This is a genomic window from Salinibacterium hongtaonis, assembly GCF_003065485.1.
Classification (GTDB): domain Bacteria; phylum Actinomycetota; class Actinomycetes; order Actinomycetales; family Microbacteriaceae; genus Homoserinimonas; species Homoserinimonas hongtaonis.
In genome coordinates this window covers 365326-386422 of sequence record NZ_CP026951.1, presented here as the reverse complement: position 1 = coordinate 386422, position 21097 = coordinate 365326, and the positions used below count along the sequence as shown (strand labels likewise).

General features: G+C 64.8%; 21 protein-coding genes. 8 read left to right on the top strand and 13 right to left on the bottom strand.

Going from position 1 to position 21097, the window contains the following annotated elements:
* Positions 1-156 precede the first annotated feature (156 nt).
* The gene (locus tag C2138_RS13570; RefSeq protein ID WP_158268834.1) at positions 157-597 is read left to right on the top strand and encodes a MarR family winged helix-turn-helix transcriptional regulator; all 441 of its coding nucleotides are present in this window, start codon (positions 157-159) and stop codon (positions 595-597) included.
* Between the two features lie 41 nt (positions 598-638).
* On the opposite strand, the gene C2138_RS01970 is transcribed toward C2138_RS13570, so the two are convergent.
* The 4 genes from C2138_RS01970 to C2138_RS01955 all read right to left on the bottom strand — a co-directional run bounded on the left by C2138_RS01970 (position 639) and on the right by C2138_RS01955 (position 5981).
* Positions 639-1565, bottom strand: a complete 927-nt coding sequence (locus C2138_RS01970) for a J domain-containing protein (protein WP_108515116.1) — start codon at positions 1563-1565, stop codon at positions 639-641.
* Between the two features lie 48 nt (positions 1566-1613).
* Positions 1614-3368: a DUF2207 domain-containing protein gene (locus tag C2138_RS01965; RefSeq protein ID WP_108515114.1), complete on the bottom strand. Its 1755-nt coding sequence runs from the start codon at positions 3366-3368 to the stop codon at positions 1614-1616.
* A 28-nt stretch (positions 3369-3396) separates the two neighbouring features.
* Positions 3397-3912 (bottom strand): DUF4352 domain-containing protein, encoded by a 516-nt coding sequence (locus C2138_RS01960; RefSeq protein ID WP_159078106.1) that lies wholly within the window; start codon positions 3910-3912, stop codon positions 3397-3399.
* Positions 3913-4064: 152 nt separating this feature from the next.
* Positions 4065-5981: a stealth family protein gene (locus C2138_RS01955; protein ID WP_233245545.1), complete on the bottom strand. Its 1917-nt coding sequence runs from the start codon at positions 5979-5981 to the stop codon at positions 4065-4067.
* 92 nt (positions 5982-6073) lie between these two features.
* On the opposite strand from C2138_RS01955, the gene C2138_RS13705 reads away from it, so the two are divergent.
* The 6 genes from C2138_RS13705 to C2138_RS01920 all read left to right on the top strand — a co-directional run bounded on the left by C2138_RS13705 (position 6074) and on the right by C2138_RS01920 (position 12284).
* Entirely contained in the window at positions 6074-6646 is a 573-nt protein-coding gene (locus C2138_RS13705) for a DUF2510 domain-containing protein (RefSeq protein WP_233245544.1), read from the top strand.
* A 96-nt stretch (positions 6647-6742) separates the two neighbouring features.
* A complete protein-coding gene (locus tag C2138_RS13565) occupies positions 6743-7480 on the top strand; it encodes a hypothetical protein (RefSeq protein WP_159078105.1) in 738 nt (245 codons plus the stop codon).
* Positions 7481-7516: 36 nt separating this feature from the next.
* On the top strand, positions 7517-8281 hold the full coding sequence (locus C2138_RS01935; protein WP_108515109.1) for an IclR family transcriptional regulator: 765 nt from the start codon (positions 7517-7519) through the stop codon (positions 8279-8281).
* 155 nt (positions 8282-8436) lie between these two features.
* Complete coding sequence (locus tag C2138_RS01930; RefSeq protein ID WP_108515108.1) at positions 8437-9627, top strand: 4-hydroxybenzoate 3-monooxygenase; 1191 nt, start codon at positions 8437-8439, stop codon at positions 9625-9627.
* Between the two features lie 120 nt (positions 9628-9747).
* Complete coding sequence (locus C2138_RS01925; RefSeq protein ID WP_108515106.1) at positions 9748-11772, top strand: NADPH-dependent 2,4-dienoyl-CoA reductase; 2025 nt, start codon at positions 9748-9750, stop codon at positions 11770-11772.
* 101 nt (positions 11773-11873) lie between these two features.
* Positions 11874-12284, top strand: coding sequence for an acyl-CoA thioesterase (locus tag C2138_RS01920; protein ID WP_108515105.1), 411 nt, complete (start codon positions 11874-11876; stop codon positions 12282-12284).
* On the opposite strand, the gene C2138_RS01915 is transcribed toward C2138_RS01920, so the two are convergent.
* Both C2138_RS01915 and C2138_RS01910 read right to left on the bottom strand, forming a co-directional pair.
* Positions 12281-12574: an iron-sulfur cluster assembly accessory protein gene (locus tag C2138_RS01915; protein WP_108515104.1), complete on the bottom strand. Its 294-nt coding sequence runs from the start codon at positions 12572-12574 to the stop codon at positions 12281-12283. The genes C2138_RS01920 and C2138_RS01915 overlap by 4 nt on opposite strands.
* 134 nt (positions 12575-12708) lie before the next feature.
* Entirely contained in the window at positions 12709-13191 is a 483-nt protein-coding gene (locus C2138_RS01910) for a hypothetical protein (protein ID WP_108515102.1), read from the bottom strand.
* A 114-nt stretch (positions 13192-13305) separates the two neighbouring features.
* On the opposite strand from C2138_RS01910, the gene C2138_RS01905 reads away from it, so the two are divergent.
* Positions 13306-14148 carry an alpha/beta fold hydrolase gene (locus C2138_RS01905; RefSeq protein ID WP_108515101.1) on the top strand — a complete coding sequence of 281 codons (843 nt, stop codon included), beginning with the start codon at positions 13306-13308 and terminating at the stop codon, positions 14146-14148.
* Here the strand turns inward: C2138_RS01905 and C2138_RS01900 are convergent.
* From C2138_RS01900 to C2138_RS01870, 7 genes are all read right to left on the bottom strand, one after another.
* Positions 14145-14546 (bottom strand): VOC family protein, encoded by a 402-nt coding sequence (locus tag C2138_RS01900; RefSeq protein WP_108515099.1) that lies wholly within the window; start codon positions 14544-14546, stop codon positions 14145-14147. The genes C2138_RS01905 and C2138_RS01900 overlap by 4 nt on opposite strands.
* A 58-nt stretch (positions 14547-14604) precedes the next feature.
* Positions 14605-15810 (bottom strand): MFS transporter, encoded by a 1206-nt coding sequence (locus C2138_RS01895; protein WP_108515097.1) that lies wholly within the window; start codon positions 15808-15810, stop codon positions 14605-14607.
* A complete protein-coding gene (locus C2138_RS01890; RefSeq protein ID WP_241961229.1) occupies positions 15807-17132 on the bottom strand; it encodes an NtaA/DmoA family FMN-dependent monooxygenase in 1326 nt (441 codons plus the stop codon). The genes C2138_RS01895 and C2138_RS01890 overlap by 4 nt, the downstream gene beginning before the upstream one ends.
* A gap of 5 nt (positions 17133-17137) precedes the next feature.
* A complete protein-coding gene (locus tag C2138_RS01885) occupies positions 17138-17803 on the bottom strand; it encodes a cysteine hydrolase family protein (protein ID WP_108515094.1) in 666 nt (221 codons plus the stop codon).
* Positions 17800-18864 carry an LLM class flavin-dependent oxidoreductase gene (locus C2138_RS01880; protein ID WP_108515092.1) on the bottom strand — a complete coding sequence of 355 codons (1065 nt, stop codon included), beginning with the start codon at positions 18862-18864 and terminating at the stop codon, positions 17800-17802. The genes C2138_RS01885 and C2138_RS01880 overlap by 4 nt, the downstream gene beginning before the upstream one ends.
* 113 nt (positions 18865-18977) lie before the next feature.
* Positions 18978-20078, bottom strand: coding sequence for an ABC transporter substrate-binding protein (locus C2138_RS01875; RefSeq protein WP_241961145.1), 1101 nt, complete (start codon positions 20076-20078; stop codon positions 18978-18980).
* A gap of 128 nt (positions 20079-20206) precedes the next feature.
* Positions 20207-21088 (bottom strand): ABC transporter permease, encoded by an 882-nt coding sequence (locus C2138_RS01870; RefSeq protein ID WP_108515090.1) that lies wholly within the window; start codon positions 21086-21088, stop codon positions 20207-20209.
* Positions 21089-21097 lie beyond the last annotated feature (9 nt).

Sequence of the window (21097 nt, the reverse complement as noted above, 5' to 3'; positions counted from 1 at the left end):
GTTCCGGCGTGGGTGAAGGGAGGGTGGGGGAGTGCTGGGCGAGTATTCGTCCGTATGCGAACGAAAGATTACGTTAGAGTTCACAAGAATGCAATCCGCATACGGAACATGTGGGGGGCCGCACCTGACGGCCCCGTCGCCAAAGGGGGCGCCTCGATGTCTGAAGCCGATCAGTACCTCAGCCTGAGCGTGCGACGAGTGCTGCAACTGCACACCGCGCTCTGGACCAAACATGTGTCATCCGATGTGAGCTCCGTGCAATACGGCGTGCTCCTTTTCTTGGGAGAACACGGCGAGCTCGCCCAACGCGAACTCATGAGACTCGCCCAACTCGACAAATCAACGCTGGCGGAGCTGCTGCGGCGCATGCAAACCAACGGCTCCATCACCACGTCCCGCGACGACGACGACAAGCGACGAAAGACCGTCGTGCTCACCGCGGATGGTCGCGCCCTGCTCGACTCGCTGCGACCAGCAGCCCTCGCGGTCAACGACCTACTCACCAGCGGACTCGAATTCGACGATGCCACCGCAGTCGACACCCTGCTCAAGCGGCTCCTCGACTCCCCCATCGCCCGCGAGGTCGCGATCTCCTAAGTGAGCCGGAGCGGGCTTCTGGCCACGCCGCACTCCACCCGCTAGGCGAACCTAATCGTCTGCTGCAGCCGGGTGCGCACCTCAAAAAGCTCCTGGCCGCCAATGCTGGGGGCACCATCGAGGCCGTTGCGCAACACCCCGGGCAGGCGAGACCTGCGCACGACCGCACACGCCACCCCGCGCATCCGCCCCTCCGTAATGTCTTCGTCGATCGCATCGTCGGGAACCACCACGATGAGGCTCGTGAATTTGACCTTCGCGGCCCGCGCGACAGACTTTGCCCGCAACGACAGCGCGTGCATGGGCCGATCCCCCGGGGCGATCGCCTCCCCCACGATCTCGTTGCGCTTAACACGCACCTCTGCGCCCCAGTCCTCCGACTGCACGGCAAAAAGTCCACTTGGGCCGAGCACGACATGGTCGAGCTTGGCCCGCCACGGGCTGTCGTCCACATTGGTTGCCACGTCGTGCCAGGCCGTAAACGCAATGCCAAGGTAAGAGACCTGAGTGGCCGTTGCCTCCTCAGAGACCGCGTTGGCCAAAAGGTGACGGATGTCGCGGGGCGCCGAGCGCACCAGCGCAGGGTCGTAGGGGTCTGGCAGCGATGCCCCGCGGCCCACCCACTCGCGCATGAGCTCGAGGTAGTGCTCGCGACTCAGCCCTCCTGGGTGGCCATACGACCGAGCAGACGGCCTGCTGTCGTTGGTGCGGCGGGGGGCAGGCGCCCAGGTCGGATGCGGCTCGTCTCCGCGCCTCGGCTGGCCGCGGTCGTAGGCTCGCCGAGCCTCCTGCGTGCCCACCTGCTCCCAGGCGATCTGCACGGCCTGAAATCGGCGTGAGTCACCGCCGGTATCGGGATGGGTCGCCCGCAGCATGCGGCGGTAGGCCCTGCGCAGCTCGTCGTCGCTTGCGCCGGGAGCAACGCCGAGCACCTCATAGGGGGACGGCACTAGCGGGCTGGGAGACACCGCAAGATTCTATCTGCGCTCGGGTGAGCGAATGCCACGTTCGGCGCGCTACACGCCACCGCCACCGCCACCACCGCCACCGCCACCGGCGGATGCGCCGCCCGACGACCCGCTCGAAGCGCTGCTGTACGACGAGGCCGTCGATGTGGCGACCGACCCGATGCTCGAGGCGAAGACGGCTGCGTTGAAGGGAGCGCTGCCCACATACCAGTCAGGCTGCGAATTGTGCTCCTCATAGAAGCGGCCCAGCTCCTTGGCCCACTGCTTCTCGAGGCCAAAGAGCATGGCGTAGGGCAGCAGCTTCTCGTTGAGCTTGACCACCTGGGCTGGATCGTCGACGGCGATGGGATCGCGCAGCGCCCCCTGGGGAGACTGCAGGTACCTGAGACGGTCGGCCTCGGCGAGAGAGATGTACTCCTTGAGGCCCTTCATGTGATCGCGCACCGCTACGCCCTTCTCGGTGAGCGGGATGCGGCTGATCAATACGATCGTGATGACCGTGAGGGCTACTGTGCCGAGCAGCAGGAACAGGGGCACAACACCACCGAACGCCTGGTCGAGAGACACAATCGCGAAGAGCACACCGAAGCCGAGCGCAAACAGGGCAACGATGATGATGGGCGTAACGGCAGCGGTCGGGTACTTGCGGCGATAACCATCCTCTGTGGCCTCTTTCGCCACCCGCGTCTGCAGCTTGGCGATCTTGGCGGCCGCCTTCTGGTCTGCCTTATCGAGATCGCGGTGCTCCCCCGGCGTCAGAGTTGAGCCGAACAGGGCATGCAGAAACTCCCGCTCGTGATCGTTCGCACCCTCGGCGCTGAGAAACTCCAACCGATAGCGGGGCTTGCCCATCTTGGTGCCCGTCTCCACCACGCGCAGGTGATGGGCAACGGCGAGGGCGATGATCTGGGCTGGAGTGACCTTGGAGCTCACTCCTCCAATGAGGGCGGCGAGCGGCAGGCTCACGCCCTTGGGCGGCGCATACTCCGGCACGATGATTCCGCGACCCTGGGCGTCGGCCAGATATCGCCTGCGCACGACGAAGGCCGAGAGCGTGACAATTGCCGCGCCGATCAGGCCTGCCAAGCTCAGACTGGGCCAGGGTGCCGCAAAAAAGGAGCTGTCACGGGGAGTGAAGGTGCCGGGCTCAAAACCGATTGCGAACGTCAGCGTCGAGTGCGCCGGCAGGTCAGTTGCCACGAAGGTGAGGCCGTCAATCTCGGCCGGGTTGTTTTGCCCCTGCGAGCCGTAGACCGCGGTAACAGCCCCCGTGAGCCGGCCTTCGATCTCCGGGTCGACGTGCACGGTTGCGCTCACTCGCTCGAAGGGCTGGGCCCAGTCGGTGCCGTTGACGTCCCAATAAAACTCGTCGACATCCTCAAAGTTGATCGTCACGTTGCGCTGCGTGTATTCGATTACGTAGGTCTGACTGCCATGCACATAGTCGTCTGCCGCGATGGTCACCGAGAGCGCATCGTCGTCGCTTTCGGTCTCGTAATCGCGGGTCTCGCCAGCCTCATCGGTGACGGAGACGACCTCGAGATCTGTGGGGTGACCGTCATAACTCTCGACCAGGAGGCGACGGATGCCACGGTTCTGATCGTATTCGGGGAACTCGGCGACGAGGGTTTCAACCGTTCTGAGGGTCGAGTGCCCTTCGTCATCGACGCCGAGGTAGTACTGCGCGTCAAACGACGAAAAGGTGAAGTCGTCGACATCGGCGACCGCTGGCTGCGACGATGCTGGCGCAAACCCGATGAGCAGGCCAACTACCGCAACTCCCGCGAAGACAAGACGTTTCATGCGGCCACTTTAGCCGCGCTCACCCTCTCTAGAAGGCGACCTCGAACTCCTCGATGCCCGGCCAGGGGCTCACGAGAGTGACGGTATCGAGCAGGGCCCCCTTGGGAATGTCAAAGAACAGCGTCGATTCGACAGAGCCGCCCGGCTCGAGCACCTGCATGCCACCATCGGCTGCCGTGCCCGCCCAATAGTCGGGAAAGTACTCGGTATCCCCCGAATGGCCGGTGACCTTGAGCTGGGAGAGATCGGCCGAAGCATCGGAGTCGTTCACGACATTGACGCCTACCGTGCAGTACTGGCCGACCGCCGTGTATTCGGGCTGATCCTTGCCCACAGCACTGATGCCGCAGATACGCCGGGTCACCGCAACCGCGACCCCGTCCGTGCTTTCAAATGACTTGCCGACGCCGCTCTCCGTGGTCGACGTTGGGGCGACCGGCTCCTCCCCACCACCGCAGGCACTGAGCCCAACGGCGAGGGTGAGAGCGGTGACAACCACGGCCGTGGTGCGGGCGACGCGGGCAAACGAGCTGAGTTCAGGCATCGGGTAGTACCTCCAGTGCATCTTTCGGCGGTGAAAGATTCAAGTGCGGCGGTCGGATGAACACCGGGTTCGACAGCCGATCTGCCTAGTCAACTCGCCGCGCGCTATGCTGCGCATCCCCCCTTAAGGGGAGCGTTCCTCGCCTACGCCACTCAGACGGGGTCTGGCAGCTCCCAGGGCGCGGGAATCGGAAAGTAGCGTTCGAGGAACCATCGCACGGCTCTCGCCCGCTCTTCGCCATCGAGCTCGGGAAAGCTGCCGTCGTTGAGGCAGAAGAAGTCGTAGTTGCGGCGCTTGAGCAACCGCTTCATCTGCCGAACCCCCTCGCGAGCCGTCGTATCCACGTACCGCACCTTGGCCTCCGTGGTCGGAACGGCCCGCCCTGTCGCCTCCGCATAGTAGTGATAGAGCGAATTAGTAACAGAGACATCGGTGGCCTGCCGAAACTTTGCCGCAGCGGTTCGGGCGAAGTCGTCGGGGAACTCCGCTTCGAGCTCGCGCATCACAGAGCGGCGCAGCGGCGTGGCAGCGTGCTCAAGATGCCGCGTGATCGTCACGCCGAAGCGCTCCTCAAGCAGGGCACGATTGACCCGCGCGGCATTCTCGAACCCGCTGCGACCGGGGTTGCTATCTCCGACCCCAATGCGAGTCATCGACTGGATGAAGCGACTGACGCCGCCGGAAGAGAAGAACATCTCCGGCGAGACGGGGCGCCCAAAGAACATGTCGTCGTTCGAATACAAGAAGTGCTCGCTAAGACCCTCGATGTTGTGCAACTGGCTTTCGACGGCATGGGAGTTATGGGTCGGCAGCACAGAGGTGTCGGCGAAGAAGGCCTCGCTGCGCATGAGGGTGACCCTCGGATGCTCTGCGAGCCACGACGGGCGGGGCGAGTCGGTCGCGATATAGATATTGCGAACCCACGGCGCGAAGAGATAGATGGAACGCAGCGCGTAACGCAGCTCGTCGAGCTGACGGAACCGCGCCTCGTGGTCGTCGCCCTCGCCGACAACGTAGCTTTCGAGCCTGCGGGCACGAGCCCGCTGAAACTCCAGCGACGACCCGTCGACCCACGAGAAGACCATGTCGATGTCGAAGGTGACCTCGTCGACTGTTGGCTCGAACATCCCCTGAAGCGTTGGCCACGGCCTACCGTGCAGAGACACAGTGCTGCGCACGAGTTCTGCCTCGGGCGTGCGGTGCCGCAGCAGGAGGTTGGCGCGGGGAGCGATGACATCCCGGATGACCAGCGTGGCGGAGTCGGATCCCGACCCAGAAACAACCCGGTCAGAGGCGTGCTCCCACAGTTCGAGAGCAACCCCGTTCTCTGCCCCGTAACGCAGCCTTCCGTTGGCGGCCTCCCGCGGGCGATACAGCGTGAACGCCCGAGCGGAACTATCGCGCGACAGGCGCCCCTCGGCGAGCAGCACGGTGCGGCGACCGGGAGTGAGCAGCTCGGCCGCTGCGAGACCGAGGTCTCCCGACTGATCGTAGGTATCGCGCAGATCGGCATCGAGATGCAGGGCGTCCGCAAAATCGGCGGAGCGCGCGTCGGCCTCATTGTTCTCAGCGGAGAACAGCGCGGAGTCGGCAACCACCGATTCTGTGTGGTGCGACCCGCTGCCGCTGGCTACTCCTCGGCCGCGGGCGGCGAGGTCGGCCTTTGCTGCCGATGAGAGTTTTTCGGTGCGGCTGTAGAAGGGCTCGGTGCGGCAGGCATCCGCAAGAGCGCGGGCGAGTCTGTCACGGTCGGCGAAGTCGACCACGACAACGGGACTGTGGTCGCTTGAGCGCACGAGAAAAAAGTCGATCGCGGCGCGATCGAGCACACCACGCACGAATTCGAGGTCTGCCCACCGTGCCTGCCACGGGGTGAGCGTGGTGTTAACAATGGTGAGGTGACCGTCGCGAACCGCTGTGGTTGCGTCGGAATCGTGCGAGCTTTCGCTGCCATCAAATGGAAGCGGCGAGTAGACATTCATCATGGCTCCCTTGTTCGAGCCTGTTACCCCTGCAGCCGGGGCTTCGTCAGCATAGTCCCGCACTCCTGCGAGTGAGAGTGTCGCCAAGATTTCACTCGAATCCTGTGCGTTTCGCGAGTCCAAGATGGCGCTCGGCGCGGCAGACTGGAAGCATCGCGGCGAAGGGAAGTTGCAGGGCCATGGAACACCTCCACAACATTCGCCTTCCCGCCGGCTGGTACCCCGATCCCGATGGGGCGGATCACCGGCGTTGGTGGGATGGCACAACGTGGACCCAGCACACTGCGCCCTTCCAGCGCCCCGTCGTGGTCTATGAGGTCGACGACCTTGCCGAGTACCGCGCGCACGCCAAAGCTAAGGGCATCGACACGGATGCGGTGAAGACCAGCACCGCCGTGACCGTCCCCGCCCCCCGGCGCATTCGCACGGCCGCGCGTCTCGGCCGCAGCCTTGCCGCGCTCGCTCACAAGCTGCCATTCGGCCTGCCCTCGGCCGAGACTCCGACAGAAGAAGAGCCGAAGACGGAGCAATCTGAGCGACAAGCAGCGCGCGCAGCGGAGGCTGCAGCCTCGAAGAAGCCTGGTGCGAATTCAAGCAGGACAGCTCCGCCCGAGAAGGCGGACCCCAAGAAGGCCGCTGCCGTAAAAAAGCCCGCAGCCGCCAAGAAGCCCGCAGCGAAGAAACCAGCAGCCGCAAAAAAGCCCGCCGCGGCCAAGCCCGCTCCACCGAAGCCCGGTCGCCACGTTCGCTGAATTTCTCTCGCGTATCCCCCGCACAGGGGGTGACGGCGAAGCGTCGCTCCCCGGTACTGTGAACCGTCGATGTCACAGACCGGAGGGGGCCCGGGCGTGAGCACACCAGATTTTGGGCAACAGGGGTCGCAGCCCGATCAACTGAGCGAAGCCGAATGGCGGGCGACGCTCCCCTCCATAGGCGAGCCTCCGCGCAGCTTCATTGCGCAGGGACATGCAGCGCTCCCGGCGGCAACCCCGGCCTTAAGTCCCGTCGCAACCGCAGCACCGTCATTCGCGTCGCCCACTCCTGCACCCTCCACCTTCGGCGCCATGCCTCGCACACCATCCGCCGCCCAGGGCATGTACCGCGGTTGGACGCCTCAGCCGTCGAGCGCCCACACCGCTGCGGTGTGGTGGGTCATATTTTTGCCCCTCATCGCCTCCGCTGTGCAGGTCGGCGTTCTCTTCGCAATGTTCCCCTTCGGCCCCACGGGGCTGGCGGGAGACTTCTTCGGCCCGGGGTCGACCAGGTCACTCAGCGAGTTCTCCATGCTCACGCTTCAGTGGTCCGCCGTCAGTTTCGCCATCTCACTTGCCACTATTTCCAGCACCGTCTGGCTGGCCTATCGCGACCGGGCCTCACTGCTCGCCATGGGACACGCCCGCTCAGCCTCCCCGTGGTGGCTCTTGCTTCACACCCTCGTGTATCTGTCGGTGCGTCGCCACCATGTGCGGCCGCATCGCGGAAGTGCTTCGCCAATCGTGGTTTATGTGCTCGCTTATGGCGCACCGGTGGTGCTGTCGTTCATCACTCTTGCCATTTTGGCGGCCGCGGTCTCCACGCCCCGTTAGCACTGCGGCCTCACCCTCTCGTGAGAACCTTGGGGAATGGCGAACTCCGAGAGCGGTGACTCCCTCATCAGCAGGGTCGTGCGCATTCTCGAGACGTTCGACACTGACCGCACCAGCCGCAGCGTCTCCGATATCGCGCGGCGCACGGGCCTGCCGTCGTCCACGACGCACCGCATCGTGTCAGAGCTGAGCGAGTACGGCCTGCTGGAGAGAGACGATCGCGGCAATGTGCACGTGGGCATGCGTCTGTGGGAGCTCGCGATGCGCGGGTCTCAGGCGCTGCGGTTGCGGCAGGTCGCTATCCCGTTCATGGAAGACGTGCAGGCCAAGCTGCGCCAGCATACGCAGCTCGCCGTGCTCGAAGATGACGAGGCGTTGTTCATCGAGAGGCTCTCGGCGCGGGATTCCGGCGCCAACATCACGCGCATCGCCGGCCGCCTCCCCCTGCATGCGTCGTCCTCCGGCCTGGTGTTGCTGGCGCACGCCGACGACGATCTGCAGCACCGCATCCTGTCATCGTCGCTCACGGGAACTTCGCCCGAAACCATCACCGATCCGGATGCTCTACGGGCCAAGATCGCCGAGATTCGCCGGGTGGGCCACGCGGTTGCGCCCGGCTATATTGCCCCAGAGTCGCTGGGCATCGCGGTGCCCGTTCGAGGCCCGGGTGGGGGCATCATCGCGGCGCTCTCCGTGGTTCTCCCGCGAGATTCTCGCGATGCGGATGCCGCGACTGTGTATCTGAAATCGGCAGCCCAGGGCATAACTCGGGCGATGCGCGCGTCGCAGAACGCACAATAGGGCCACCGTCACCCCCAAATAGATTCCCATTCAATGGGAACTCGCTTTGCGCGGCCGCCCGCGGTGTTCAGAATTGCTGCACGGCTACCGCACCAGAGCCGCCACCAGCACGCGCTGCGAGCGATCAGCCTCGCAGCGCAGACGAAGGAGTCTTCATGACCTCGACCATCCGCACCCAGGTCGCCATTGTGGGAGCGGGGCCAGCCGGCCTCCTGCTCTCCCACCTGCTCGACCGCCAGGGCATCTCCTCCGTGGTCATCGACAAGCGCAGCCGTGAAGAGATCGAAAAGACCATCCGCGCTGGCATCCTGGAACAGGGCTCCGTCGACGTTCTCGTCAACACCGGCGTGAGCGACCGTGTGCTGCGCGACGGCCACAAGCACGACGGCATCGAGCTGCGCTTTCAGGGCGAAGGCCACCGCATCGACTTTCCCTCCCTCGTGGGGCGCTCCGTCTATCTCTACCCGCAGCACGAGGTGCTCATCGACCTCATCGCCTCCCGCCTTGCCGCCGGTGCCGACATCCGGTTCAGCGTCACCGACTCCGCGATTCATGGGCAGCACTCGAACAACCCCAGTGTGACCTTCACCGACTCCGAGGGTGAGCAGTGGGAGGTGCAGGCCGACTTCATCGCTGGCACCGACGGCTCGCAGGGCATCGCCAAGTGGACCATCCCCGAGGCCGAACGGCGCGATTTCTTTCGTCCATACCCGTTCGCCTGGTTCGGCATCCTCGCGGAGGCCCCGCCCAGCAGCGAAGAGCTCATCTACAGCGCGGGCGACAACGGGTTCGCCCTCATCAGCCAGCGCAGCGACACCGTGCAGCGCATGTACTTTCAGTGCGACCCCACAACCGACACCGCCGAGTGGAGCGAAGCCCAGATTTGGGACGAACTGCAGAGCCGCGTTGCCGGTACCGAGCTCAAAGAGGGCAACATCTTTCAAAAAGACGTGCTGCAGTTCCGCAGCTACGTTTGCGAAACGATGCAGTACGGCCGCATGTTCCTCGCGGGCGATGCCGCCCACACCGTGCCGCCAACGGGCGCCAAGGGCATGAACCTCGCAATCGCCGACGTGCTCGTGCTCACCGATGCGCTGACCGCCTACTTCGATAACGGCACCACCGAGAAGCTCGACACATATTCCGAGACAGCCCTCAAGCGCATCTGGCGCGGGCAGCAGTTCTCCTACTGGATGACGTCGATGCTGCACGCGACGCCGGAGGAACACCCGTTCGACCGCCAGCGCCGATACGGCGAGCTTGAGACGGTGACCAGCTCGGTTGCGGGGCAGACGTATTTGGCCGAGGCCTACACCGGCTGGCCCTTTGATGTCGGGTACAACTAAAGCCTCACCCGTGGCGCGCTGCGTGGGTTCGCACAACCCATGCAGCCGAATGACCCGTGAGACTGTGGGTGCCCGCGAATAACATGCGGCGGAGGGCGTGCGGTCGACCATACTGGCCGCATGCCCACCGCTTTTCCGCGCCTGCTCGCGCCCCTTGATCTCGGCTTCACCACCCTTCGCAACCGCGTGATTATGGGGTCGATGCACACGGGTCTCGAAGATCGCGCCCGTGACATCCCCCGTCTCGCTGAGTTCTATGCTGAGCGCGCCCGCGGAGGTGTCGGGCTCATCATCACGGGCGGCTTCTCCCCCAACCGCGAGGGCTGGCTCATGCCGTTCGCCGCGCAGATGTTCGCCCAACGCCATGCCGTGCGGCAGAGAGCCGTGACGGATGCCGTGCACGCGGAGGGCGGCAAGATCGCACTTCAACTGCTGCACGCCGGACGCTACAGCTACCACCCGTTCAGCGTCTCCGCCTCGGCGATCAAGGCGCCCATCAACCCCTTCCGCCCGCGCGCGCTCAGCGACCGCGGGGTGCGGCGCACCATCCGGGACTTCGCCACAGCAGCGAAACTTGCGCGCATCGGCGGCTATGACGGCGTGGAGATCATGGGCGGCGAGGGCTACCTCATCAACCAGTTTCTGGCCGAGCGCACCAACAAGCGGACGGATGCCTGGGGCGGCACCCCCGAGAAGCGTCGCCGCTTCGCCGTGGAGATTGTGCGCGAGACTCGCGCCGCAGTCGGCCCCGATTTCATCATCGTGTTCCGCCTCTCCATGGCGGATCTCGTCGAAGACGGCCAGACCTGGGATCAGATTGTCACGCTTGCGCAGGAGGTCGAAGCTGCCGGCGCCACGATTATCAATACGGATATCGGCTGGCACGAGGCGCGCGTCCCCACGATCGTGACAAGTGTGCCGCGCGCTGCCTTCGCCGACGTCACGGAGCGGCTCGCCCGCGAGGTCTCCATCCCCGTTGCCGCGGCGAATCGCATCAACATGCCCGAGGTCGCCGAGGAGGTATTGAGCAGGGGGGCCACCCAGCTCATCGCAATGGCCCGCCCGATGCTCGCTGACCCCGAGTGGGTGCGCAAGGCAGAAGCCGGCACTCCAGACCTGATCAACACGTGCATCGCGTGCAACCAGGCCTGCCTCGATCACACGTTCCAGCGCAAAGAGGTCACCTGTCTGGTGAATCCGCGAGCGGGGCGCGAAACCGAACTCGTCTTGCTGCCCACCAAACGAGCCAAGCGGGTTGCCGTCGTCGGAGCCGGCCCGGCCGGCCTCTCCGCCGCGGTGTCCGCCGCCCGCCGCGGCCACTCCGTGACTCTGTTCGAGTCGCACTCTGTGATCGGCGGCCAGTTCGGCATTGCGCAGCGAATCCCCGGCAAAGAGGAGTTCGCCGAGACCATCCGCTACTTTACCCGGCAGCTCGAGCTGCTCGGCGTCGACGTCCATCTCAACACGCGCGCATCCGCATCCGATCTCGCAGGGTTCGACGATGTCGTGCTGGCGACAGGGGTCGTGCCCCGAGTGCCCTCGATCGAAGGAATCGACCACCCCAGCGTGATCAGCTACCCGGATGCCGTGCTGGGTCGCCGGCAGATCGGCGAGCGGGTCGCTGTGATCGGCGCTGGTGGCATCGGCGTCGACGTGAGCGAGTTCCTCACCCACGCCACCTCACCCACCCTGGATCTGGATGAGTGGAAGCGCGAATGGGGAGTCACCGACGACCCTGCCGCTCCCGGCGCGCTCACCCGCCCGCAGCCCAGCCCCTCACCCCGTGAGGTCACGCTGCTGCAGCGCAAGCCCGGCCGCATCGGCGCGGGGCTCGGCACGACCACGGGATGGGTGCACCGCGCATCGCTCAAGCACAAGCGGGTCACCGAGATCTCCGGGGTCAACTATGAGCGCATCGACGACGCCGGCCTCCACATCAGCTTCGGCCCAGAGCGAAAGGACGCCAGGGTGCTCGCGGTCGACAACATCGTCGTGTGTGCTGGACAGGAATCGGTGCGGGACCTCGTGGACGACGTTGCGGCATCCGGGGTCGCTTTTCACGTGATCGGCGGAGCGGATGTCGCGGGCGAACTCGACGCCAAGCGCGCGATCGACCAGGGCACCCGGCTGGCCGCTCGCCTCTAGCGGATAAACGCGGCCGTTAGGAGCGCGCGGCTACGAGTTGGCTGCGACGAAGACGATCGCAAAACCGGCAACCCAAACCCGAGCATCGGTACGATCGAGGCATGCCAGGAACCTACGTCGTTGTCGTGCCGCTCCGTTGGTCGGATGTCGACGTGAACGGGCATGTGAACAACGCGCGGGTGGCGACTCTCCTCGAAGAGGCGCGGGTGTCGTGGCGCAGCAACGCCGTCATCATCGACGGAATCGACAGCTTCGGTCGAAGCCCTTTCGTGGCCTCCGCCACCACCAACTATCGGCGGCCCGTTGAATACGGGTCCGAGTTTGTGGTGGACGTGAGCATCCGCGCCGTTGGCACGTCGTCGTACACGATGGGCTTCGTGGCGCGGCAGTCGGGCCAGGTCGTGATCGACGGGTCGACCGTGATGGTGGTCGTTGATGACAGCGGTGCGTCCCGGCCCCTCGATCAGACCGAGCGCGACTACCTTGAGCGCTGGGCGGCGACGGGCGACTAGACGCCCGGCTGCTGACCAATCGCGAAGTTCACTGAGCCGTCCTGGCCGACCTGAGCGTCGAGCACCTTGTCGGCAAGCAGGGTTGTCGCGGTCTCGTCGAGAAACACCCGCGCCCCGTCGTGCTCGACCACAAGATCGGCCTCCTCTGGTGCTGCCACGACGGCAACGCCCAACTCAAAGTTGGCGTCGGCACCCTGCGAATTAATGCGGACCCCTACGGTCTCGGCGTCGGGGTTCTGGTCGATGATGGCCTTGACGACGGTGGTTGCGGAGTCGGTGAGCGTGAGCATTGGATCCCTTTCAGAACGCGCGGATGAGCCATCAACGATTCAGCACCGTTCGTCTCGAGGCAAGGCAGCGCAGAGGTTTCGCCGGGCATTCCCACGAGACGCCCACGGGATGCCCAGTTACCTCGTGCGTGTCGCTAGGGAAGCTCGAATTCGACGGGGCCGTCTAGCTCTTCTGCCGTCATCGTGATGAGCAGCGGAGGCACCACGACGCCCTCGGGGACCGAGAAGACGTGGCTCGTGGGCACGAAGTCCATCGTGCACATGGTTCGCGCATTGCGATCGAACTGGATGGCGATTTCTGAGTCGCCGATCTGCTCGAGAGTGCGGGCGACGGGCGGGCAGGTCGAGCTGCCCCAGGTGATAATCGCAAAGGTTGCCCCTGGCTCGACCCACACGGCATCCGGTCGACCGCTGCCAGCATCCGCCGGGGTGTCGACGCCCTCGGGCAGACCCGTGAAAACCTCGTCCGCAATGCTTTCCATCGAACTCTCCTCGCTGGCCGTCGGTGAAGCGGATGGTGGGGTCGACGCACCCGGCTGCTGAGCACTCGACGCGCAGCCGGTGAGGGCGAGAATGGCCGCGGCGGCGGCAACGGCAAGGAGTCCTCTGGCGGTCATGGCTCCAGTATCGTCCACCGGCATCGCCCACCAAAGTCTCAGTGAACTCCGCGCGAACACGCGCCTACTGTTGAGCGCAGCCGCACCGTCATCGATAGACAAGGAGCATCAGCCATGGGTTACATCACAGTGGGAACTGAGAACAGCACCAATATCGAGCTCTATTACGAAGACCATGGGGCGGGACGGCCCGTTGTGCTGATCCACGGATACCCCCTTGATGGGTCGTCGTGGGAGAAGCAGACGGCAGCCCTCCTCGAGGCTGGCCACCGGGTCATCACGTACGACCGTCGGGGATTCGGCCAGTCGAGCAAGCCGACCGTTGGATACGACTACGACACGTTCGCCGACGACCTGGCCGCCGTGCTCGACGCGCTCGATCTCACCGACGTTGCACTTGTAGGGTTCTCGATGGGGACGGGCGAGGTCGCCCGCTACATCGGCCGGCACGGCACGGGCCGAGTCTCCAAGGCCGTCTTTCTCGGCTCTCTAGAACCCTTTCTCCTCAAGACAGACGACAACCCGCGAGGCGTGCCCAGCGAGGTGTTTGAGGGGATCATTGCCGCCACGATTGCCGATCGCTACGCATTCTTCACACAGTTCTTCGCCAACTTCTACAACTCCGAAATCCTGCTCGGCACATCGCGCCTGAGTCAGGAAGTCATCGACGCTGGCAAGCAGATCGCATTCGGCACGTCACCGCATGCGTCGGTCGCCGCCCCGCCGACGTGGGTCACCGACTTTAGGCAAGACATCCCCAAGATCGATGTGCCGACCCTCATCGTGCACGGCACCGCCGACCAGATTCTGCCGATTGAGTCCACGGGTCGGGAGTTCACCAAGGCGATGCCCAGCGCCGAATATCACGAGATCGAGGGCGCACCGCACGGCATGTTGTGGACGCATGCCGATGAGGTGAATGCCATCCTCGTGCCGTTTCTGGGTCGTAGCGACTAGCCGATATTCATGAGCCAGCGGGTGCCGTAGCGGTCGGTCAGCATGCCGAAGACATCGCCCCAGGGCGCTGCCTCCAGCGGCTGGATAACCCGCCCACCTTCCAGCAGCCTGTCAAAGTATCCGCGGATCTCCCGCTCATCCGTGCCGCTCACCGACAGCATGATGTTGCTCTCAGTGGGAGCCTCCATAGAGTCGGGGGTGTCCGACGCCATCAGCACAAAGCCGTTCGGGGCCTCGAGCTGGGAGTGCATGATCTTGTCGGCCTCTGCCGGGTCTTGGCTCGCCTGAAATTCGCCAAAGGTGTTGAACTTGAGCTCGCCGCCGAACACCGACTGATAGAAGATCATTGCCTCGCGGGCACTGTCGCGAAATCCCAGGTAGGGGTTGAGAGTGCTCATTTCGTCCTCCTTTTGTGGCTGCCAGTATGCGCCTGACCGACCGCCAATTCGAGGGGCTTCAGCGAGCAGATTTGTGAATCATCACCGCGCACAACATGGCCGATGCCACGAGCAGCACTGCGGCCATCACGACGAGGCCGGCGATGGCGCTGGTGGCGGCGAGCGCAAACACGACGAGCGGCCCGATCGCGGCCCCGGCATCCCCCGCTGTGCGCGTGATTCCCACCACGGTGCCCACCTCTCTCGAGGTGTACTGCTCCCCCGTCACGACGCCGGGCACGATGTTGGTGACACTCGTGGCCACGCTGTAGAGAACGACGGCGACCGCGAAACCGAAGGGCTCGCCCAGCATGGGCAGCGCAATCAGCACGGCGGATGCTGCCACGGCTGAGACCAGCACCACACTCGTGCGAGCACCCCGGTCGACCCATCTCCCGACGGGGCCGAGCACGAGCAGGCTCGCGACGGTGCCAGCGGCAAGCGCAATGCCGAGGCCTATCGGCGTCATGCCGCCCTCCCCGTAGGCCATCACAGGAATAAGCCCCTGCTCTCCGGCAAATCGGGCGAAGAATGCGGCAAACGACACCCCCGCCAGGGCCGCGAGCAGCCCCCAGCCGCCCGAGAGGCGCGCCCGTGGCGCCGGCCCGCGCTGGTGCTCAACATCGAGCGCCGACACTGATCTGGTGTGCGCATCCCAATAAAACGCTGCTGGCCGCAGCACGTCCCAGCCGATCACGAGAAGCAGCGGAACAGCGGATGCTATGAAAGCGCCCTGCACACCCACATACGTCACGGCGATCCCGCCCACGAGGGAGCCGACGGCGGCCGCACCCATTTGCACGACCGTGGCCGTTGCCATCGCCCGGCCACGGCGTTCCGCGGGCGCTCCTGCAACGAGAACCGCGAAGCCGATGGTGACGGCGGCTCCGCCCAGCACCCCCGCAAGAACCCTGGCTGCGATGAGAAACCCGGGAGCTGCGGCAAAACCCGTCACGGCGGTGACCAGGGCTAACGCGATCAGCACGGAGTGGAGGTACCAGCGGGGACGCCACCATCGCAGGGCGAGCCCGGCGGGAATGTTCGCTACGACTCGTCCGACCGCGAACGCGGCAATGACGGGTCCGAGCATCACGACGCCGAGCCCGAACTGTTCCATGAAGAGGGGCAGCACCGGCACGATGCTGCCCCACGTCATCTGCGCCGCCCCGATGAGCGCGCAGACCAGAATGGTCTGCTCACGTTCGCCAGGGAGCCTGGCTCTCACGAGGCGAGGTTCTCGCGCAGGGTCGACCCTGCATACTGCGGCGCGAGGGATCCCCGCCTGCGCAGCTCGGGAACCAGCAGTTGCGACAGGTCGTCGAATCCGGACGGCATCGACAGCGGCGACGAGAACATGTAGCCGCCGCGACTGCCGGTCGCCGCGAAGTTCTCCTCGAGTGCGTCGGCAACCGACTCGGCGGTTCCGCACAGGGTGTGATCCAGGCCAGTGGCGCTCCGCCAGCCGTGCTCAAAGAGCTCCGCTCGGCTGAGCGAATGATCTGCCCCGAACTCGTCGACGAGGCCGCCGACGAAGCCCGAGGGGCTCGCGCCCGAAGCTACGACGGTGTCGCGCAGCTCGCCAAGCACCACGCTCGGGCCCACAGTGGAGAAGTCGAAGCCGGAGTTGTGCGACAAGAATGCCCCCACCGCTTCGTCGCTCCAGAATGACAGCACGGAGTCGCGCCGCGCATCCGCCTCCCCCTGCGTTGCCCCAACAATCACCTGCGTGGCCCACAGGATTCCCACCGCAGAGGGGTCTCGCCCCTCCGCAACGAGCGCAGCGTCGAGCGCCTCTCGGTGCCGCTGCTGACCCGATAGGGACCCGCCGAAGCCGAAGACGACGTCGGCGAAGCGGGCGCTGGTCGCAATGCCTCGGGGCGAGTTGCCCGCCTGCACCAGCACGGGGTGCCCCTGCGGGCTGGGCACGGAACTCAGCGGCCCCTTCACGTCGAAGAACTCACCACGGTGGTTGATCGGTTTCACCTTGGCGGGGTCGGCAAATCTGCCCGTCTCCCGATCCATCACGATCGCATCCGCCGCAACCGAATCCCACAGCGCCGTGCACACATCGATGAACTCCTCCATGCGCTCATAACGCTTGGAGTGATCGAGCAGACCATCGAATCCATAGTTGGCAGCATCCGAAAGCCGGGTTGAGGCCACAACGTTAAAGGCGAGGCGCCCGCCCGTCACATGGTCGAGCGAGTTGAGCAGTCGGGCAACGTAGAACGGATGCATGAACGTCGACGAATAGGTAAGCCCAAACCCGATGTGGTTGGTCACGGCCGCCATGGCCGCGATGAACGGGCTCATGTCTTGCCTCGGCCATTGGATGCCCCACTCGACGGCGGGGTCGATGGAGCCTCGCCAGGTGTCGGGAATGCCGCTGCCGTCGCCAAAGAAGAGCATGTCGATTCCGGCTCGCTCTGCCGAGACCGCGATCTCCTGGTACATGCGCACATCGGGAAACGTGCGCCCGACCCAGGATCCGGCGCGAGCCCAGCGCCCCTCGGTGTGGGTGAACGACAGATCGTAGGCGACGTGCATGCCGCTCACTGGGCTGCCTCGATCTCGCGCCAGAGCTGCACGACCTCGTCGACCGTGGCGATCGCAGCAACGTTGAGCGCAAGCATCTCCACTGCGTTCTCGTGGATGCGGAGGTCGTAGGCGGCGGTCGCATCCGCAGGAATCACCACGGGCCAATCGAGTTGCATGGCGTCTTCTGCGGTCGCAGCGACGCAGCACTCACTGGTCAGACCAACCACCGTGACCCAGGTGATGCCCCGAGCGTGAAGCTGCTCGGCAAGGTTCGTGCCGAGAAAACCGCTGTAGCCCCTCTTGCGAACCCTCAACTCCCCCTCAGCAGGGGCGACCCTGAACCACTCGGCTCCCTCGGTGCCGATCACGCAGGGCTCACCCGGGCTATACGGGGCCTCGAGATCTCCCTCACGAAGCCACTGACTTGCGCGCCACCGATTGCCGGGGTCGGAGGCCAGCTCGACCCACACGATCGCCACCCCGAGCGAGCGAGCGGACGCCACGATCGATTCGATGCTGCCGACCGCTGCATCGAGCGCGACCAGCGCCTCGGGGGTGAGGCCGTAGTCCGCCAGGTAATCCGGCGAGCCGAACGACTTTTGAACGTCGACCACGATGAGAGCCGGCTTCTCGGTGGCACTGGTGAGTGTTGCGAGCCGGCGCTCGGCCAGCGCCGTCATGCCGCGGCCGTTGCCTGGTCGTCTGCCGCGCGCAGGGAGGGAAGCACGGTCTCGCCGAAGACGGGCATGTCGTTGACATAGTCGGGAAAGATCAGCATGAGACCGTCAAGCTCGGCTGTGGTGACCACATTGCGGATGCGGTCGATGATGGTCGCCGGCGAGCCCACGACATACGGCGTCTGGAATGCCTCTTCTCCCTTAGCGTCCTCCGCCCACGACAGAGCCCGGTCGGCATCCCACCCCCAGGAGCGGCGCATGTTGGAGAGTGCCTCGCGGTCGAGCCCGGCGCCGTAGAGCGCTGCCTTGGCCTCCGCAGCCTCGTCGGTCTCGGCTAGAACGATCGTGAGCATCGAATAGGTCTTGGTGGTGCGGCCCTTTGCCGCGGCCCGCGCATGCACGTCCCGAGAGAACTCGGCCATCTGTTCAAGGGAATCCGAGCCGAGGAATCCGCCATCCGACCAGGTCGCCTGAAAGTCGCGGCCGCTCTCGGAGCGACCGGCCGAAATGATCTCGGGCTTGATCGAGGGGCGGGGCCGGGATTCACAGTCGGTGAGGGTAAAGAACTCACCGTCGAACGTGACGGAGTCTTTCTCCCAGAGCTGCGTGACCACATCGACCCATTCGTTCGTCATGCGGTAGCGCTCGGCGTGGGTCATGTTGGGGTCCCAGGCTCCCATCGCCTCAAACTCGTCGGCATAAGAGCCGTTGACGATGTTCATGCCGATGCGTCCCTGAGCGATCTGCTGCAGGGTCGAGAAAACCTTGGCCGCGAAGGCGGGGTTCACCAGGTTGGCGTGCACGGTTGCCCACACTTTGATGGTGGAGGTCGCCTCGGCGAGCCCCGCCATCATGGTCATGGATTCGAGCGACTCCCCCCAGTGGTCGGTGGTTCCGCCGAAGCCGCGCCATTTGGCCATCGCCATGATGAAATCGAGCCCCATGCCCTCGGCAAGCTGGGCTACCTGCTTGTTGTATTCGTAGGTTGCTGGCGGGTATGGCGCGGTCTCTGAGATCATCCAGCCGCCAGCTGCGACGGGGAGAAAGACTCCGTATTCGGTCATGATGAGTTCCTATCCGTGGAGGTAGTGCCGTTCTGGGTGTCCGCGGAGATCCGCCGGGGTCCGGCCCCCTCTATCGAGGGGACCGGCCTGTCGTGCTGAGATGCCGTGATGCCTTAGGGCGCCGGCCAGATGAGGGTGCCGTCGGCGTAGATGTTCTCGATGAAGCTCGTGTCGAACATGGCGGTGGCGTCGTCTACGGTGAGCTCGTTCTCGAGCAGCTTGTACTCGGTGAGCATGCCCACGAGTGTTTCGATGTTGGCCAGGTCGAGCGCACCCAGGTTGATTCCCTCTGCCTTGCTCTCGGCGATGATGCCGATCTCGGTCTGCCAGATCTTGAGGTTGTGCGCTGCGTCGTAGCCTTCGCCGCTGATGTCGGCCGCGTAGCCGACGCATTCTTCGCCGTTGTCGCTGCAGTATTCATACGCGTGCAGGGCTGCGCGCAAGAAGTCTTCGACCACCGTGGGGTGCTCGGCCGCAAACTCGGGGTTCACGGCAAGGGCTCCGAGTGAGGAGGGCACGTCGAAGTCATACGGCCGCCAGACCGTGACGTCGTCTCCCGTTGCCTCAAGCAGGTTGGGCTCATTGGAGATGAACCCCGTCAGAGAGTCGACCTGACCGCGGGGCAGAACGCTCGGGTCATAGCCGACCACGACCTGCTGCAGCGAAGCGACGTCGACCCCCGCGTTATCGAGCATGGCCTGAACCGCGGGAGGCATGTCCCCCTTGTGACCGAGGATGCTGCCGTCGAGGTCAGTGAGGTCGGTGATATCGGTGTCGGTCATCAAGATCTCGAGGCCCACATTGGAGTACGACGAGATGCCGAGCAGCTCGATTCCGCTGTCGGCTGCCTGCATCAGGTTCTGCTGGCTCACGGCGGTGAACTTCACGGTGCCGGCGGCGACGAGCTGAGCACTCTGACCGGTGTCCCCCGTGCCGGGCTGAATCGTCACGTCGAGGCACAGCGCATCAAAGTAGCCGAGCTTCTCGGCTGCCAGCACTTCGAGAATCGAGGCGGAAGCCTGGTACTGGTAGCCCGTGAGAAATCCGATCTCGCCGGCAGCCTTGTTCTCCTCGCAGCGTTCTGCCGAGATGGCCTTCTCCGCGCCGGTTTCTGCGGCGTCGCTGCTGGAGCATGCCGCGAGCCCCGCGATAAGAGCGAGTGCTCCGATGCTTGCGGCTGTAGTGCGAGCCATGGATGTCGTGCGTGCCTTCATCTGAATCTCCTTGGTGAGCGGGATGCGGTGGGCAGAGCTGTGCTGGGTGAGGGTGCTGGGTGAGGGTGCTGGGTGAGGGCGAGGTAGGCGAGCGGATGCTGTGGCGAGGCGCGGTTCGGATGCTGCGCCTACTCCAGCGCTCCGACGCGGGATTCGTGCCAGTGGAGAACCTTTTTCTCTGCCGCCGTGACGACGGCGAGCAGTGCGGAGCCCATCATGGCGAGCACGAAAATTGAGGCGTAGATCACGGGCAGCTTGTTGTTGGAGCTCGCCATCGTGATCACGGTGCCGAGCCCTTCGGCCGCACCGGGGGCCGCCATTTCGGCGACCACGGCGCCGATGATCGAGAGCGGGAACACGATCTTGAGGGCGGCGAAAAGGTACGGCAGCGAACTCGGGATGCGCACATGCCAGAGCATTTCTGCACGGGACGCTTTGATCGTTGTGTAGAACTGCAGCACGGGGGCTGGCACGGTGCGCAAACCGATCGACACGTTGATGAGGATGGGAAAGAAGCAGCACAGGGCGGTGACGATGAGCTTGGGTTCTGGGCCAAAGCCAAAGGCCACGACGAGTGCCGGGGCGATGGCCACCAGCGGTGTCACGTTCATGACCACGGCGAGGGGCATCACGGCCCGCCGCACGATGGGAATCTCGCTCATCACGATCGCGAGAAGAAACGATGCGACGAAGGCGATGACCAGGCCGATCAGCGCTTCTTGAAGGGTGATCCACGCGTTCTTGAGATAGAACGTGGGGTTGCCGAACATGGTGTCTCCGATGGTGGAGAGCGGTGGCAACAGGTAGGGCATCGTCACGGTGCCGATCTGCCACAGCACCGCGAGAACGGCGACCATAACGGTGACCGGCAGCCATCGGCTTGGCCGCACGAACTTAAGGCGTGAGTTGGCGTGCCGCGGGTTATAGATCGACATCGAGGCCGCCTTTCGCACGGGAGGCGTGGCATCCCCCGGCGTCGTTACTGCACGAGGAGCATCAACTGTGGTCATCCCGTACCT

Bases quoted from the DNA above. Each gene is read 5' to 3' on its own strand.
- C2138_RS01930 (WP_108515108.1), top strand. From the start codon at position 8,437: ATGACCTCGACCATCCGCACCCAGGTCGCCATTGTGGGAGCGGGGCCA.
- C2138_RS01900 (WP_108515099.1), bottom strand. From the start codon at position 14,546: ATGAGCACTCTCAACCCCTACCTGGGATTTCGCGACAGTGCCCGCGAG.
- C2138_RS01965 (WP_108515114.1), bottom strand. From the start codon at position 3,368: ATGAAACGTCTTGTCTTCGCGGGAGTTGCGGTAGTTGGCCTGCTCATC.
- C2138_RS01925 (WP_108515106.1), top strand. From the start codon at position 9,748: ATGCCCACCGCTTTTCCGCGCCTGCTCGCGCCCCTTGATCTCGGCTTC.
- C2138_RS01875 (WP_241961145.1), bottom strand. From the start codon at position 20,078: ATGAAGGCACGCACGACATCCATGGCTCGCACTACAGCCGCAAGCATC.
- C2138_RS01935 (WP_108515109.1), top strand. From the start codon at position 7,517: ATGGCGAACTCCGAGAGCGGTGACTCCCTCATCAGCAGGGTCGTGCGC.
- C2138_RS01915 (WP_108515104.1), bottom strand. From the start codon at position 12,574: ATGCTCACGCTCACCGACTCCGCAACCACCGTCGTCAAGGCCATCATC.
- C2138_RS01910 (WP_108515102.1), bottom strand. From the start codon at position 13,191: ATGACCGCCAGAGGACTCCTTGCCGTTGCCGCCGCCGCGGCCATTCTC.
- C2138_RS01885 (WP_108515094.1), bottom strand. From the start codon at position 17,803: ATGACGGCGCTGGCCGAGCGCCGGCTCGCAACACTCACCAGTGCCACC.
- C2138_RS01920 (WP_108515105.1), top strand. From the start codon at position 11,874: ATGCCAGGAACCTACGTCGTTGTCGTGCCGCTCCGTTGGTCGGATGTC.
- C2138_RS13705 (WP_233245544.1), top strand. From the start codon at position 6,074: ATGGAACACCTCCACAACATTCGCCTTCCCGCCGGCTGGTACCCCGAT.
- C2138_RS01890 (WP_241961229.1), bottom strand. From the start codon at position 17,132: ATGCACGTCGCCTACGATCTGTCGTTCACCCACACCGAGGGGCGCTGG.
- C2138_RS01960 (WP_159078106.1), bottom strand. From the start codon at position 3,912: ATGCCTGAACTCAGCTCGTTTGCCCGCGTCGCCCGCACCACGGCCGTG.
- C2138_RS01870 (WP_108515090.1), bottom strand. From the start codon at position 21,088: ATGACCACAGTTGATGCTCCTCGTGCAGTAACGACGCCGGGGGATGCC.
- C2138_RS01880 (WP_108515092.1), bottom strand. From the start codon at position 18,864: ATGACCGAATACGGAGTCTTTCTCCCCGTCGCAGCTGGCGGCTGGATG.
- C2138_RS13570 (WP_158268834.1), top strand. From the start codon at position 157: ATGTCTGAAGCCGATCAGTACCTCAGCCTGAGCGTGCGACGAGTGCTG.
- C2138_RS01905 (WP_108515101.1), top strand. From the start codon at position 13,306: ATGGGTTACATCACAGTGGGAACTGAGAACAGCACCAATATCGAGCTC.